We start from the raw sequence: 13854 nt of genomic DNA, 5'->3' as shown, positions 1-13854 counted from the left end.
TTGTTGATGCCGGGCAACGACAACTGATGCGAGCGCCGGCCCGTTGTCTAACCTTGCCGTCGTCGCCCGGCCAGGTCGACAGCAACATCGGGGAAGGGACACAAGTGGGCCGAGTCGCGTACGGAGCAGTAGGAGACCGCCGAGGGACAAACGGCCGAGCAGACGAAAGCCGGGAACACAGCCACGTCACCACGCCCGGGAAGCGGACCCGCCCATGAGGCGCGTGCCTCCGTTTCCCGGCCAGACCCGGCACCCGGCGCTTCCGGGCCACATGGTCGTGTGCGGCGACGACGCCCTCGCCGAACGCCTGGCCGCGGAACTGCGTGAGCTGTACCGCACGCGAGTCACCGTCGTCCTGCCATCGCTGTCCGGTGCCGGTGCCGTCAGAACCGGCGCGGAGAGATGGGCGGCGGCCACCGCTCTGTTCGCTCGTATGCAGGCGGTCGTGAACCGGGCCTCCGACACGGACGCGGGACCAAGCATCCGTGTCCTGCAGGCCGCGGTCCTCGACGAACAGGCACTCACCGAGGCCGGTGTCGCGTATGCCGACGCCCTCGCGCTCGTCCATGACGACGACGAGGCCAACATCCGCGCCGCCCTCGCGGCCCGCCGTCTCAACCCCCGCCTGCGTCTGGTCATCCGGCTCTACGACCGCAGACTCGGTCAGCACCTGGCCGACCTGCTCGACCAGGCCGCCGCGGTCGCCTCTCCCGGCCTCGATCCGGCGGCCCTGGACACGTCCACCACCGTCCTGTCCGACGCCGACACCGCGGCACCCGCGCTGGTGGCCACGGCTGTCACAGGCACCAGCAAGGTCGTCCAGGCGGACGGACTGCTGCTGCGGGCCGTGGAGCGCACGCCGCCGCGGCCGGGCGAGGTCGCCGACCCAGGCCTGTGCACGCTCGCCCTCCTCTCCGCCACCGCCAACGACCCCGCGGGAGCGGAGGGTTCGGACGCCAGCGGACAGGACGGGCCTCTGCTGCTGCCCGACGAGGGCGCAGTGACCGCCGCCACGGGGCGCGGCACCATCGTCCTGCAGACCGTCACCCATGTGGGCACCGGCCGTCCGCCCGGCCGGCTCGCGGGCCGCGGCCTGCCGATGGGCTCCCTCTTCTCACGCCGCCTGCGCCTGTCCCTGGCCGGGCTCGTGCTGAGCGTCCTGGGACTGGCCGTGGCGTCCTGGCTCACCACCGGCGATCACCCCTTGCACGCCGCCTACCTCACCCTCCTGGACCTCTTCGCCATCGGCGATCCCGCCGTCGGCGAACCCACCGCCCGTCAGATCCTCCAGCTCCTGTCCGGGCTGACCGGGCTGCTGCTCCTGCCCGTGCTGCTCGCCGCCGTACTCGAAGGGCTCGGCACCTTCCGCACCGCCACCGCGCTGCGCCGCCCGCCACGCGGGCTGTCCGGCCACGTCGTCCTGCTCGGCCTCGGCAAGGTCGGCACCCGCGTCCTGGCCAGGCTGCACGAACTCGGCATCCCGGTGGTGTGCGTGGAGGAGGACCCCGAGGCCCGCGGCATTCCCTTGGCCCGCCGACTACATGTACCCACCGTGACCGGCGACGTCACCCAGGAAGGCGTCCTGGAGGCCGCGAAGGTCCACCGCGCCCACGCACTGCTCGCCGTCACCAGCAGCGACACCACCAACCTCGAAGCCGCCCTCTACGCCCGCTCCGTGGCACCCCGGCTGAGGGTGTCGCTGCGTCTGTACGACGACGACTTCGCCACCGCCGTCTACCGCACGTTGCGCGCCGCCCACCCCGAGGCCCTGACCCGCAGCCGCAGTGTGTCCACCCTCGCCGCACCCGCCTTCGCCGGAGCCATGATGGGCCGCCGGATCCTCGGCGCCATCCCGGTCGAACGGCGCGTCCTCGTCTTCGCCGCCCTCGACGTAGCGGGCCACCCACAGTTGGAGGGCCGCACGATCGCCGAGGCGTTCCGCCCGGGTGCCTGGCGCGTCCTGGCTGTCGACTCCACGGATCCCGGCGAACGCCTCCCCGACCTCGCGGCCACCCCGTCACCCGACGGCGCGGAACACCACGGCGGCCTCCTCTGGGACCTGCACCCCGGCTACGTCCTTCACCAACGGGACCGCGTCGTCCTGGCCGCCACCCGCCAGGGGCTGGCCGAACTCCTCGGAACGCACCTGCCGAACCACCCGAGTGGCACCAGCCCTTGAACGCGGTACGCCCTTCACCAACTCCGCTCGCGCGACGGCGATTCGGGAAGGATTGCGGTGCTTCGGTGAGGTGGGCGGAGCCGGCCGGGTGCGGCATCATCATGCGTCCCCAGAGCGACCTCTTCGAAGGCACTCCCCGGCCTCGCCGCCGAAGTGCCCTGCGTCGCCGTCACCGGCATGATCGCCGCCACCTGCCCCGGCCTCCACAGCAACTTCCGCTCCCGACTCCGTGGTCCGCCCCGGATCTGCCAGTCTTGTTCATCCTGCACCAGAAACGCGCTGCTGGCAGAGCGCCAAGAACACGGGAGGACGCGTGACAGGGCGGGAGGTCCCCGACGAGTAGGCCGTTATCTGGATCTCTTGCACTCGGCAGGCATGATGAGCTGGTCTTTTGTGTGGCTTACAGTGTCAGTCACCTCTCGTAGAGTTGCTGAGTGTCACCGGAGCTGATTCGGCTGGCACCGCGCGAATGGGAGGACCCGCCCGCATGACCACCCCGCCGTCCGAGCGCACCCTCATATACGCGGAAGACCTCAAGCCTGAGGACGTTCACGCCCTGGAGACGTTCCTCAACGTCCAGTTGGGGCGGGTGTACGAGGAGGTCGGCGAGACTGGTGAGACGTCCTTTGCGATGCGGTCTCTGCTCATCCTGGTCTGCGACTCGGCCGGGCTCCTGCACACCCTGCTCGCAGTGGAGCGGCCAGAAACGTGGCAGCGGGCCGCGATCGTGCGCGAGTGGCAGCGGCTACGCAGTACGGCCCACGAGTTCAACCACTGCGAGGGCTATGACCATGATCGCTGGTGGAACCAGGTGCGGCACTTCGACGCCTCCGACGAGACCGCCGAACAGGACCGGATCCGCCGGTTCGCCGATGTCGGGCCATACCCCGAGACGGGACATTAGCCGCGTGGAACCTGGACGCCTCGGCGGAGATCTCGGAGCTGGCCGAGGGCCACTGCAAGTTCGTTGCGAAGGCGTTCGTTCTCGTCGTGCAGTTTGCGGTTGGCGTCTCGCAGTGCTCTGACTACTGTCTCGTGTGACCTGGTGGTGATTCGCTGCTGTTCGGGCAGAGCGGGTCGCCCCGTGGAGGGCTGTTTGTCGGCAAGGCCGCGCAGCCTAGCGAGCAATGGCGCCTGGACAGCGTCGTAGAGGAAGGTCCGGGAGACCCCGGCCCGGGCGGCGACGCCGGCGACGGTCACCGCTCCGCCGTCGCGTTCCAGGGCGTCCAGGACAACGTGGACACGCTCGATGCAGGCGAGATGTCGCTGTTGTGCGGCTTCGGCCAGGTGCGCCGAGTTGTCAGCCCGCATCGGCGGTCCCCTCCGTTTCGTCGCGGCTTGCCCTGGCGTCGTTCGATGCTGGGGACAGCTCGTCGTGCTCCTGGTCGGTGATGCGCGTGATGACGTGCTCGACCGCGGCCGCCAACCGCTCGTTGACCTCGGCGGCTCGTGACCGGCCAGCTGCGGTGGCATCGGCCTGGAGTTCGCGCGTGCGGGCGAGGGTGTCGCGGTGAATCGGCAGGAACTGCCGATCGCTCTGGAAGTCCTGGCAGAAGTAGCAGCCATCAGCCGCGGTCTTCGGGCACGGGCGTGAGATGTGCCGCCCGCACCAGCCGCCGGCCACCGCGTGAAGCCGGCGGCCGATCTTCTCGGCGAGCCACTCGACGCCGGACAGGTCGGCATCAGGGCGGACCTTGACGGCTTCGCCTTTGAGGTTGAAGCGCACCTCGTACTTCTCCTCGTACTCGCGGCGAAGGGTCTCGTCCGCGATGCGCGAGTAGTGCTCCTGCATCTCCCAGGAGGTATGGCCCAGGATCTCGCGGATGGTGCGGCCGGACACGCCCGCGTTCGCCATGCGTGTGCCCAGCGTGTGCCGGAACTGATGCCAGTTGACGGTCGCAGGGTCGCCGTTGGCGTCGATGAGCTGGATGCGCTGCAGCCAGGCGTCGAAGCGGGTGTCGGCCGTGCCGTAGGGCATCGGGTACTTCCCGTCCGGGTTGCCGCTGACCTTCGGGAACAGCCACCGGCACGCGTCGCCGAACCGTTCCCGGACCCGGCCGTGCTGCTCTCGAACCGCGTCCACCACTACTCGCGAAGCGGGGATCGCCCGGAAGCTCTTGTCCTTGCTCTTGTAGTGGACCAGGGCCCAGCGGCCGGACGGCGTCTTCTTCAGGCAGTCGGTCTTCAGGATCAGCGCTTCGCTGATGCGTAGGCCCTCGTCCCGGCAGATCAGCACCAGGGCGCGAGTCTCGGGATCGAGCAGGGCCAGGTTCTCCTCGGACTCGAACTGCTCCATCAGGTGCTCGTCGATGAAGTTGGCCTTCAGCCCGCGGGGCCGCGGGTACTCGTCCCGGTGGATGCGGGCGTCGGGCGGCAGCACGGGCTGCCAGTGGTAGCGGCGCCACGTTTCGAGCAGCGTGGCCACCACGGACAGCAGGCGGCTGCGGCTGCTCGGCGTGAGCGGCTGACCGTAGTACGCGCCCTTCTTCTCCACGGTCCTGCGGCCGACCCAGCCGATGTAGGACTCCAGCAACGGCCGGTCCAGGACGGCCGGATCGTGCTGCTGGTCCGGACGGGCTTCCGCGATGAACCGGGAAAACATCACGAAGTCGTTGAGGTTGCGCGCGGCCGTCCGCAGTTCCGTCCGGGCGAGCCGCAGCCGCAGGTAGCGCTTGATGGTCTCCCGCAGCCAGGGCTGGGTGATGCCGGTGAAGTCCAGCGGGGCGACCCGCTGGCGTTCTTCGATGCTGAAGCCGAGCCGGTCCGGGCGCCACACATCCCTGTCCCACTCCTCGGCGGGGCCGTCGAGGTCGCCGAGGGCCTCCAGCAGGTCTGTGAAGAGTTGGCGGACGGTGGTGTGGCGGGGGGACAGCTGGCCCCAGTGCTGTGCCGTGCGGTCGCGTACGGAGGTGACGCCTTCGGCGACGACGGTGTTCACCGCGCGGACCCAGGCGCTGGGGAGCGCCTTCGAGCGGCGCTGGTCGGTGCGGATCTGAAGCAGGTACTGGAACTCCAGCGCGGCCAGCGGTGGCAGTCCTGCGACGGAGAACCGGGGGATGTTGCGCCGCTCCAGCTCGGCAGGGAACTCTGCAAGCGGAGGTCGGCCGATCTTCGCCCAGCGGTAGTGGTGGCCGTCGCACAGCTGGTGGCGGCTGATGCCGTAGCCGCAGGTGGGGAAGCTGCACGGCCCCACGGCCGGGCGAGCGAGGACCGGAGCCGCGGCTGCGTACTCGGTGACGCCGATGCGCCGGCCACGTGAGTGCAGGCCGTTCCAGTCGGCAAGGTGCAGGTCACACAGCCGTGACAGGCCGCCCGAATAAGGGCATCCGCCGACCCGGCAGGAAGCCACGTCCAGGCTCAGCCCGGCCGGCCAGTTCGCCGGGTCCGCAATCCACGCCTCGCGGTCCGGTCGGCCGGCCTTCCGCCAGGCCACGTCGTGCTCGGCGCACAACCCCCGCGAGGCGTTCTTCCGCAGACAGGTGCTGACCCTGCATGGAGTCGGGGCGAGGAAGTGCCCGGCGCGCGGCATGAAGCATTCGACACGGAACTCGGTGCGCACCACGCTCAGAAGGGCCGCGAATTGTGGGTCTGCGGGGAACGGGACGATGGCGGCCATCCCGCCGTCGGCGCTCACCGCGAGCCCCGGAAGCCGACACGGTCCAGCTCCTCGGCGAGGTCGTCGACGTCGAGGTGCCCGTAGATCTCGGCCGTGGTGCGGACCGAGCCATGCGTGAGCAACTCGCTCGCCACCTCCAGCCGGACCCCCGCCCGCAGGAGCGCAGTCGCGTGGGTGTGCCGGAATTGATGTGGGTGAAAGTCGATGCCCGTGCGCCGCCGCAGCCGCTTGACCAGGCTCATTGCGGCCCAGTACCCCATCGGCGTGCCGACCACGCCGTTCCACAGGTTCACGAACACGTAGTCGCAGTCCAACTCGCCGTACTCGGCGAACAGGTAGTCGGTGTAGAGGTCGAGCAGTGTGCACCGGACCGGGATCTCCTTCGGGTCGCGGCTTTTACCCCGTGCCCGGTTGGCGTTGTCCTCGCGCGGCCGCAGGGTAAGCGTCCGCCGGTCGGTGTTGATGTCCTCGTGGCGAAGCCCCAGCGCCTGGCCGATTCGGCAGCCCGTCTCGAACATCAAGGCCATCAGCAGCCGGTCCCGAATCCGGTCGCAGGCGTCCAGGATCTGCTGGACCTCGGCGTCGGTCAGTGTCGGCGGTCGGCGCTTGGTCTGCTTCAGCCGTGTCGGCCGATGGACGACCTGCCGCTCGGCGATCCCCGCGAGGAAGCCGCCGTGGTCACCGATCGAGGTCGCCCGACGGTGGGTCAGCTGAGCACCCATGCCGACACCGCGGCGGGCGAGGAACTCGTAGAACATGTAGACGCTGTTCAGTGCGCGGTTCACCGTCGATGCCTCCCGAGCCGGGCCGCTGTCCGTATCCACCGGGCGCAGACGGCCGGGCTGGACCGGGCGGCGCATCCAGCCGGCGAACTGGTCCACGTGTTCCGGAGACGCGGTCAGCGGATCGAGGCCCACGAGCTGCAGAAAGACCAGCCACGCCTTCAAGTCAAAGGCACGCGCCCGCAGCGTGTTCGGCGAGTGCTCCCGGTCAGTGCACAGTGCGAGGTAGTCGTCCACCATCTCGACGACTCTCCCGTCGCCGTCCACGATCGTGTACGTCTCCCGACCCGCTCCCGTCCCCACGACCCGACGCACGTACATCCCGATCTCCCCACCCGCTGGCTACTCGGATGGGGTAACGACTGTCACGGACAACGGTCACGACCAACTGTCAGCCACGAGGATGCGCGACTTCGCCGATCCCTCGTGGCGAACGTCCCTGACACGTCTGGCCTGCGTACAGATAAATCTGGAAGGGTATGCCCAGATACTGACCGAGGTGTGTGCGACGGGTCGCCGCCTCACCCGGGACGAGTTGGAGTTCCTGCGGACGCGGGGGGAGCAAGCCGCCGAGGCCAGCTTCGGGCTGCGGGCCGTCGTTCGCCGCCACCTGGCCGTGGCCCGGGACATCTGGCCGGTCCTCTCCGCCGCGGCGGGTGATCGCGCGCTCGCCGCCATCGAGCAATCGGTCGACGCTTTCGCCGAGGGGCATGAACGTGCGCAGCAGCTCGCCGTGCGGCAGGAGGAGGCGGTGCGCAGGGAGTTCATCGACGACCTGCTGTACGGCCGGAGCGATCTGGGCCGACTGTCCGAACGGGCCGAACGCTTCGGGCTGCTCCTCTCCCGCGCCCACGCCGTCGCCGTCGCTCAGGGCGGCAAGCCGGTCGAGGAGACCGCCCCGGCCACCCGGCAGGTGGAGAGTGCCGTGGTGGGCCGGTTCGGCGAGCGACGCATCCTGCTCACCACCAAGGACGGCCGACTGGTCTGCATCGCGCCCGGCGACCAGGACGACGTGCTGACGTTCTTCGCCAAACAGGCGTACGCGGCCACCGAGGGCGGCCAGGTCGCCATCGGACGAGCGCACCCGGGCGCCGGTGGAGTCGTCCACTCCTACGAAGAGGCTCTCAACGCCCTCGACCTGGCGGCTCGGCTGCAGATCCACGAGCCGGTGCTACGCGCCTCCGACCTCCTCGTCTACCCGGTCCTGACGCGCGACCGGCAGGCCATGGCCGACCTTGTGCGCAACACCCTCGGCCCGCTGCAGAGCGCACGCGGCGGAGCCGGGCTCCTCGTAGAGACACTGACGGCGTACTTCGACTCCGGCTGCGTCGCCGCCGAGGCGGCCCGGCGCCTGAACCTGAGCGTACGGGCCTTCACCTACCGTCTGGAGCGTATCCACACGCTCACCGGCGCGGACCCGGGTGACCCCGTCCACCGCTACACCCTGCAGACCGCTGTGATCGGGGCCCGGCTCCTGGGGTGGCCCCAGGACGACGTCTGACGGCCCACAGTCCACCGTCGTCGGGCACTGCTCACGCACGGCCGATCCCTCGCCCGCAGTCGCGGCTGTCTGACCGTTTACCGCAAGCCCGACTGGGCGGACGGCGTCAGCCGATCAGGCGACGCGGCTTACAAGTAGACCCGAGGTCTGACACACGCAGACACATCCTGCCGCGGGCCAGCCGTAGACGGAGAGCAGGACGGCCGCTGCCGCTCCTGCCGCACTTGCCTGGCGCCTGGCGCCTGGCGCCTCGCGCCTGGCCAGGAACGACCACTGCCGGCCCACGCTGCCCGGTCGGCGGATCTCCGTCCATCATCGCGGTTCTGATCACCAGCATGGCGATGACGACCAGCCGTGCCGGGAGAGAGGAGTCAGCGCTCGCCCCTTCTTCCGATCCGGTGTGTGGGACAGGGGTTCGGCCCGCTTCGGGAGACGTCAGCCGAGCGCGAAGTAGCGCAGCCACACGTAGCCGAGCGCAAGGGACACGGTCACGCCGGTGACGACCAGGCCGTACTTGGTGAACTGCCAGAAGGAGATGGGCTGGCGGTTGCGTTCGGCGATGCCGAGGACGACGACGTTGGCGCTGGCGCCGATGGCGGTGGCATTGCCTCCCAGGTCGGCTCCGAGCGCCAGGGCCCACCACATGACGTGGTCGCTGCCGCCGCCCATGTTCTGGACGAGGTCGCTGGTGATCGGTGCCATGGTGGCGACGTAGGGGATGTTGTCGACGATGCCGGACAGGACGGCGGAGGCGCTCAGCAGGGTCATGGAGCCGCCGAGTTCGTTGTCACCGATCGCGTCGGCCAAGGCCTTGGAGATCTCGCCGATCACCCCGGTCTCGATCAGGCCGCCGATCATGATGAACAGCCCGGCGAAGAAGGCAAGAGTGGGCCACTCCACCTCCTTGAGGACCTCTCCGGTCTCCGCCGTGGAGATGGCGATGAGCAGCCCGGCGCCGAGCAGGGCGACGACACTGGGCTCGTAGTGCAGCACCGGGTGCAGGACGAAACCCGCGACCACGAGCGTCAGGACCCCGAGGCCCTGCACCAGCAGTCGCGGGTCCTTGATGGCCTCACGCTCCTCCAGCGCCATGATCTCGGCGGCCCGATCCCCGTCGTAGCGGAACGCCTTGCGGAACATCACCCGGCACACCACGAGGAGCGCGATCACCAGGACAACCACGATCGGCGCCAGATGGACCAGGAAGTCGTTGAAGGTCAGTCCGGCCCGGCTGGCGATGATGATGTTGGGTGGATCACCGACCAGGGTCGAGGTCCCGCCGATGTTCGACGCCATGACCTCGGCGATCAGGAACGGGGCAGCCGGCAGGGCGAGGCGCTCGCAGACGAGCAGCGTCACCGGCGCGATCAGCAGCACCGTGGTGACGTTGTCCAGCAGGGCCGAGGCCACCGCTGTGATCACGACCAGCATGGCCATCACCCGGAAGGGCTTGGCCTTGGCCTTCTTCACCGACCAGATCGCCAGGAACTCGAACACGCCGGTCTGCTTCAGCACGCCGACGATCATCATCATGCCCATGAGCAGGAAGATGACGTTCCAGTCCACACCGCTGTGCTCGGAGTAGAACGCCGACTTGTCGTCGGTCGCCCCGATTGCCAGCATCAGGCCGGCGCCGCCAAGAGCGACGGCGACGCGGTGGATCTTCTCGCTGATGATCAGGGCGTACGCGCCGACGAAGACGACGACCGCCGCCCAGCTGTGCCAGTCGTTCACGGTCCTCCGATGAAGTGCTCCAACAGGACATCGGCGGTGATCGCGCCGAGCAGCGAGACCGCGGCACCTTCGCGCTCGATCACCGCCACGACGGGGCAGTCCTTGCGTGTCATGAGGGCCGCCACCTCCAACGGCGAGCTCTCCGGACCCACCAGGCCGGGCGTAGCCCGGTACCGGGGCAGCCAGTCGCCCACCGAAAGCCCGGAGAGGGCCCCCCGGGCGTCCTCGAAGCGATAGGCAGTCTTCACGGCCGGGAAAAGCTCCGGCTCGCCGGACTCCTGCATCATCGCGGTCAGCATCTGGGTGGCGGGGACGATCGCGTACGGAAATCCCACCTGGTCCAGGACCAGCAGGGCGGGCAGCCGTTCACGCACCAGCAGTCGTGCCGCCGCCCGCGCGTCGTCGTCGACCCGCACCGTCGCATAGGGGCGCACCAGATCACGCGCGAGCGTCAAGGGGGTTCTCCTCCGACGGGACGGTGGCGGGCTGGTCCTTGTCCGGGATGCCGATGAGTTCGTCGACGTCGAAGGCGCGGGCGATCGGGACGTCCGTGGAACTGTGGGCGATGATCGAGAAGGCGATGCACACCGCGATGAGCGTGAACGCCTCCTCTGCCTGTGGGATGCCGGACTGCAGCACGAGCAGGCCGTAGACGACCGAGGCGAAGCCCTTCGGCCCGAACCAGGCCGCCACCAGCTTCTCCTTGCGCGAAATGACGCTCGTGCCGAGCAGCGAGATGAGCAGCGAGGCCGGGCGGATCAGCACGATCGCGAGGACCACCGCCACGTACCCGCCGAAGGAGAGGTCGCCGAACAGCTGCGGGGTCAGCAGCGCGCCGAACACCAGCAGCGCGGCGAACTTGGCCAGCTCCGCGAGCGCCTCGCCGAGCGGTTCGAAAGACGTCTTCGCCTCCGGCGAGACGTGCGCCAGCGCCGCGCCCGCCGAGAAGGCGGCGAGATAGGGGTTGGCGTGGGTCAGGTGGCAGGTCGCGTACAGGATGATCCCGGTGGCCAGCGGCAGCAGCGGCTGCAGCTTCGGCTCAGCGCCCAGCAGCCGGAAACGTACGAGACCGTTGACCAGCAGGGGCAGTACGACGCCGAAGACCAGGCCGAGCAGCAGTTCCAACGCGATGGTGGAGCCGGAGGCTTCCGCGCTGTCCGCGGTCGGGCCGGCGGCGGCGATCAGCATCAGCACCACGGGCAGGGCGAGCCCGTCGTTGATGCCGCTCTCCACGTTCAGCAACTGCCGCAGCTTCGCCGGGACTTCGGCACGTCCGACGATCGCCGAGGCGAACACCGGGTCGGTCGGCGCCAGCACGGCTCCGACCAGGAACGACGTCGTCCAGTCCAGGCCCACCAGGTAGTGCGTGACCAGCGCCATGAAGACGAACGCGAGCGGCATACCCAGGCCCAGGGCACGCGCCGGGTTCCTCCAGCCGGCGCGCAGCTTGGGCAGGGAGACGTGCATGCCGTCGGTGAACAGCACCGCGAACAGCGCCAGATCGGCCGTCACCGACACGATCTCGCTGTCCGGGGTGATGTGGATCAGGCCGAGGAAGCCGTCGCTGACGAGCGCCCCACCCACCAGGAAGAGGAAGGAGGTGGAGAGCACCGTCCGGGCCGCCAGGCCCGACAACAGCACCGCGACCAACAGCGCGGCACCGAACACCACCACGAGCACCATGGCGGCCACCCCCGATCGGAAGAGAGATCTGTCCCCTACTCGCCGACCAGGCTTCCCGGCACACCACGGGGAACCCTACCTGCCCTTGATACGCCTTTGACAGATCACCCACGGGCATCGGAGAGGCACCCGTGTTGCCGGAGTCCGGCAACTGAGTGGCGAGGCTTGGCTGAACACCGCGACCACTTCCGAGGCCGGGCGGGCCGTACCGCACCCAGCTCTCTCAGCTCATTTCGGCGAAGGTCTCCACGGCGCGGGTCTTGCCGGTGACGACGAGGACGTCGCCCTTCTGGACGACCGTCTCGGCGGTGGCGTACGTGAAGTCCTCGCCCGGGCGCTTGATGCCGACGACCGTGACGCCGTACCTGCTGCGGACCTGGCTCTGGCCGAGCGGGACGCCGGTGGCGATGTCCGGGGCGACGGTCTTCACCAGGGCGTAGTCGTCGTCGAACTCGATGAAGTCCAGCATGCGGCCGGTGACCAGGTGGGCGACGCGCTCGCCCATCTCGTGCTCGGGCAGGACCACGTGGTGGACGCCGAGGCGCTCGAGGATCTGGCCGTGCTGGCGGCTGACGGCCTTGGCCCAGATGTTGGGCACCCCGGCTTCCAGCAGGTTGGAGCTGACCAGGATGCTGGCCTCGATGTCGCTGCCGATGGCGACGACGGCGCTGGTGAACTCGTGGACGCCGAGTTGGCGGAGTGTCTCGGGGTCGGTGCAGTCGGCGACGGCTGCGTGGGTGAGGCCGTCGCTGTACTTCTGGACCAGCCGGCTGTCGGTGTCGAGGCCGAGCACGTCCCAGCCGCGTCGCATCAGCTCACCGGCGAGGGAGTAGCCGAAGCGGCCGAGACCGATGACCGCGACACGCTGGTCACCGCCGCTCTGGGCTTGCGTCTCGGTGTGCCGCTTACGGCGCCGTCGGCGCAGGAAGGTGAGGTGGTTAACCAATGACGGGTCGCTCCTCGGGCAGTTCGTAACGGCGGGTGCGCTCGCGCAGGGCGAGCGCCGAGACCAGCGTGATCGGTCCCAGGCGGCCGACGAGCATCAGGCCGACCAGCAGGAGGTGACCGGCCGCCGGGAGGTCGGGGGTGATGCCGGTGGACAGGCCCACCGTGCCGAATGCGGAGACCACCTCGAACAGCACCGCCTCCAGGCTCTCTTCGGTGAGCGCGAGCAGGGCGAGCGTGGAGCCGATGACCAGACCGATGCCCAGCAACGCCACGGTCAGGGCCTGGCGCAGCACGTGCGGGGCCAGGCGGCGGCCCAGCACCGAGGAGGTGGGCTCACCGCGGACCTCGGCGAGTATCGCGGCGGCCAGCACGGCGAACGTGGTGACCTTGATGCCGCCCGCGGTTCCGGCGCTGCCGCCGCCGATGAACATCAGTACGCAGGTCATCAGCAGCGTGGAGGCGTGCAGGGCGCCGATGTCGATCGAGTTGAAGCCGGCGGTGCGGGACATGGCCGAATAGAAGAAGCCGTCGAGGATCTTGCCCTCCGTAGCGTGCGGGCCGAGGGTGCCGGGGTTGGTCCACTCCAGCAGACAAGTCAGCACGGTTCCGGCAGCCAGCAGAACGGCGGTGGTGATCAGCGTCAGCTTGGTGTGCAAGGTCCAGTTGCGCCGTCCGGTGGTGCGCCGCCGGTGCCGGTGGCGCAGCAGTTCCAGCAGGACGGGGAAGCCGATGCCGCCCAGGATCACGGCGGCGGCGATCGGGAGAGTCACCCAGGCGTCCTGGGCGTAGCGGGTGATGCTGTCGGCGTGCAGGCCGAACCCGGCGTTGTTGAACGCCGACACGGCATGGAAGTAGCCAAGGTACACGGCTGTGCCGATGCTCTCTCCGTACCCGTAGCGGAAGCGCAGCGCGAGAATCGCACCAGTCGCCAACTCGACGATCAGCGTGGTGCCGGCGACACCGAGCAAAACCCGGCGCACGTCGCCGATCCCGAGGCTCTTGGTCTCAGCCTGCACGGTCAGCTGCATCCGAAGGCGCAGCCGCCCCGAGACGAGCAACGCCAGCAGCGAGGCCATCGTCATGATCCCGAAGCCGCCGACCTGGATCAGCGCGAGGATCACGCTCTCACCGAATCCGCTCCAGTACGTGCCCGTGTCCACCACGGCCAGACCGGTGACGCAGACCGCCGACGTGGAGGTGAACAGCGCGGTCACGAAACCGGCGCCGACGCGTTCCTCGGTGGCGATCGGCAGGGCCAGCAGCACCGCGCCGACGAGGGTCACGAGGGCGAAGGCCACGACGACCGAGCGAGCCGGGTGCGCGGTCAGCAGCGACGACTGTGACCGCATCCGCATCCCCCGCCCTGTCACCGCTGTCGCCCCTCCGTTGTGATGCCCCCGTCCCGCCTGGC

Annotated in this window: 11 protein-coding genes; 3 read left to right on the top strand and 8 right to left on the bottom strand. The window is 69.4% G+C overall.

Going from position 1 to position 13854, the window contains the following annotated elements:
* Positions 1-214 precede the first annotated feature (214 nt).
* On the top strand, positions 215-2179 hold the full coding sequence (locus tag ACFY93_RS14205; RefSeq protein ID WP_391357647.1) for an NAD-binding protein: 1965 nt from the start codon (positions 215-217) through the stop codon (positions 2177-2179).
* Between the two features lie 487 nt (positions 2180-2666).
* Positions 2667-3083, top strand: coding sequence for a hypothetical protein (locus ACFY93_RS14200; RefSeq protein ID WP_391357645.1), 417 nt, complete (start codon positions 2667-2669; stop codon positions 3081-3083).
* Here ACFY93_RS14200 and ACFY93_RS14195 read toward each other — a convergent pair.
* The 3 genes from ACFY93_RS14195 to ACFY93_RS14185 all read right to left on the bottom strand — a co-directional run bounded on the left by ACFY93_RS14195 (position 3080) and on the right by ACFY93_RS14185 (position 6898).
* Positions 3080-3490 carry a DUF6262 family protein gene (locus ACFY93_RS14195; protein ID WP_391357642.1) on the bottom strand — a complete coding sequence of 137 codons (411 nt, stop codon included), beginning with the start codon at positions 3488-3490 and terminating at the stop codon, positions 3080-3082. The genes ACFY93_RS14200 and ACFY93_RS14195 overlap by 4 nt on opposite strands.
* Positions 3480-5741 (bottom strand): tyrosine-type recombinase/integrase, encoded by a 2262-nt coding sequence (locus ACFY93_RS14190; protein ID WP_391357639.1) that lies wholly within the window; start codon positions 5739-5741, stop codon positions 3480-3482. Before ACFY93_RS14190 ends, ACFY93_RS14195 begins: the two co-directional genes overlap by 11 nt.
* Before the next feature lie 68 nt (positions 5742-5809).
* Positions 5810-6898, bottom strand: a complete 1089-nt coding sequence (locus ACFY93_RS14185) for a tyrosine-type recombinase/integrase (RefSeq protein WP_391357637.1) — start codon at positions 6896-6898, stop codon at positions 5810-5812.
* Positions 6899-6980: 82 nt separating this feature from the next.
* Between ACFY93_RS14185 and ACFY93_RS14180 the strand changes: the two genes are divergently transcribed.
* Complete coding sequence (locus ACFY93_RS14180) at positions 6981-8078, top strand: helix-turn-helix domain-containing protein (protein WP_391357635.1); 1098 nt, start codon at positions 6981-6983, stop codon at positions 8076-8078.
* A 435-nt stretch (positions 8079-8513) separates the two neighbouring features.
* On the opposite strand, the gene ACFY93_RS14175 is transcribed toward ACFY93_RS14180, so the two are convergent.
* The 5 genes from ACFY93_RS14175 to ACFY93_RS14155 all read right to left on the bottom strand — a co-directional run bounded on the left by ACFY93_RS14175 (position 8514) and on the right by ACFY93_RS14155 (position 13792).
* Complete coding sequence (locus tag ACFY93_RS14175; protein ID WP_391357632.1) at positions 8514-9812, bottom strand: SLC13 family permease; 1299 nt, start codon at positions 9810-9812, stop codon at positions 8514-8516.
* Positions 9809-10267 carry a hypothetical protein gene (locus tag ACFY93_RS14170; RefSeq protein ID WP_391357630.1) on the bottom strand — a complete coding sequence of 153 codons (459 nt, stop codon included), beginning with the start codon at positions 10265-10267 and terminating at the stop codon, positions 9809-9811. Before ACFY93_RS14170 ends, ACFY93_RS14175 begins: the two co-directional genes overlap by 4 nt.
* The gene (locus ACFY93_RS14165) at positions 10251-11495 is read right to left on the bottom strand and encodes a cation:proton antiporter (RefSeq protein ID WP_391357627.1); all 1245 of its coding nucleotides are present in this window, start codon (positions 11493-11495) and stop codon (positions 10251-10253) included. Before ACFY93_RS14165 ends, ACFY93_RS14170 begins: the two co-directional genes overlap by 17 nt.
* Before the next feature lie 223 nt (positions 11496-11718).
* Positions 11719-12441 (bottom strand): NAD-binding protein, encoded by a 723-nt coding sequence (locus ACFY93_RS14160; protein WP_391357624.1) that lies wholly within the window; start codon positions 12439-12441, stop codon positions 11719-11721.
* Positions 12434-13792, bottom strand: coding sequence for a potassium transporter TrkG (locus ACFY93_RS14155; RefSeq protein WP_391357622.1), 1359 nt, complete (start codon positions 13790-13792; stop codon positions 12434-12436). Before ACFY93_RS14155 ends, ACFY93_RS14160 begins: the two co-directional genes overlap by 8 nt.
* Positions 13793-13854: the final 62 nt, after the last annotated feature.

Source organism: Streptomyces sp. NPDC008313 (assembly GCF_042956125.1).
Classification (GTDB): domain Bacteria; phylum Actinomycetota; class Actinomycetes; order Streptomycetales; family Streptomycetaceae; genus Streptomyces.
This window is presented reverse-complemented; position numbering and strand designations above follow the sequence as displayed.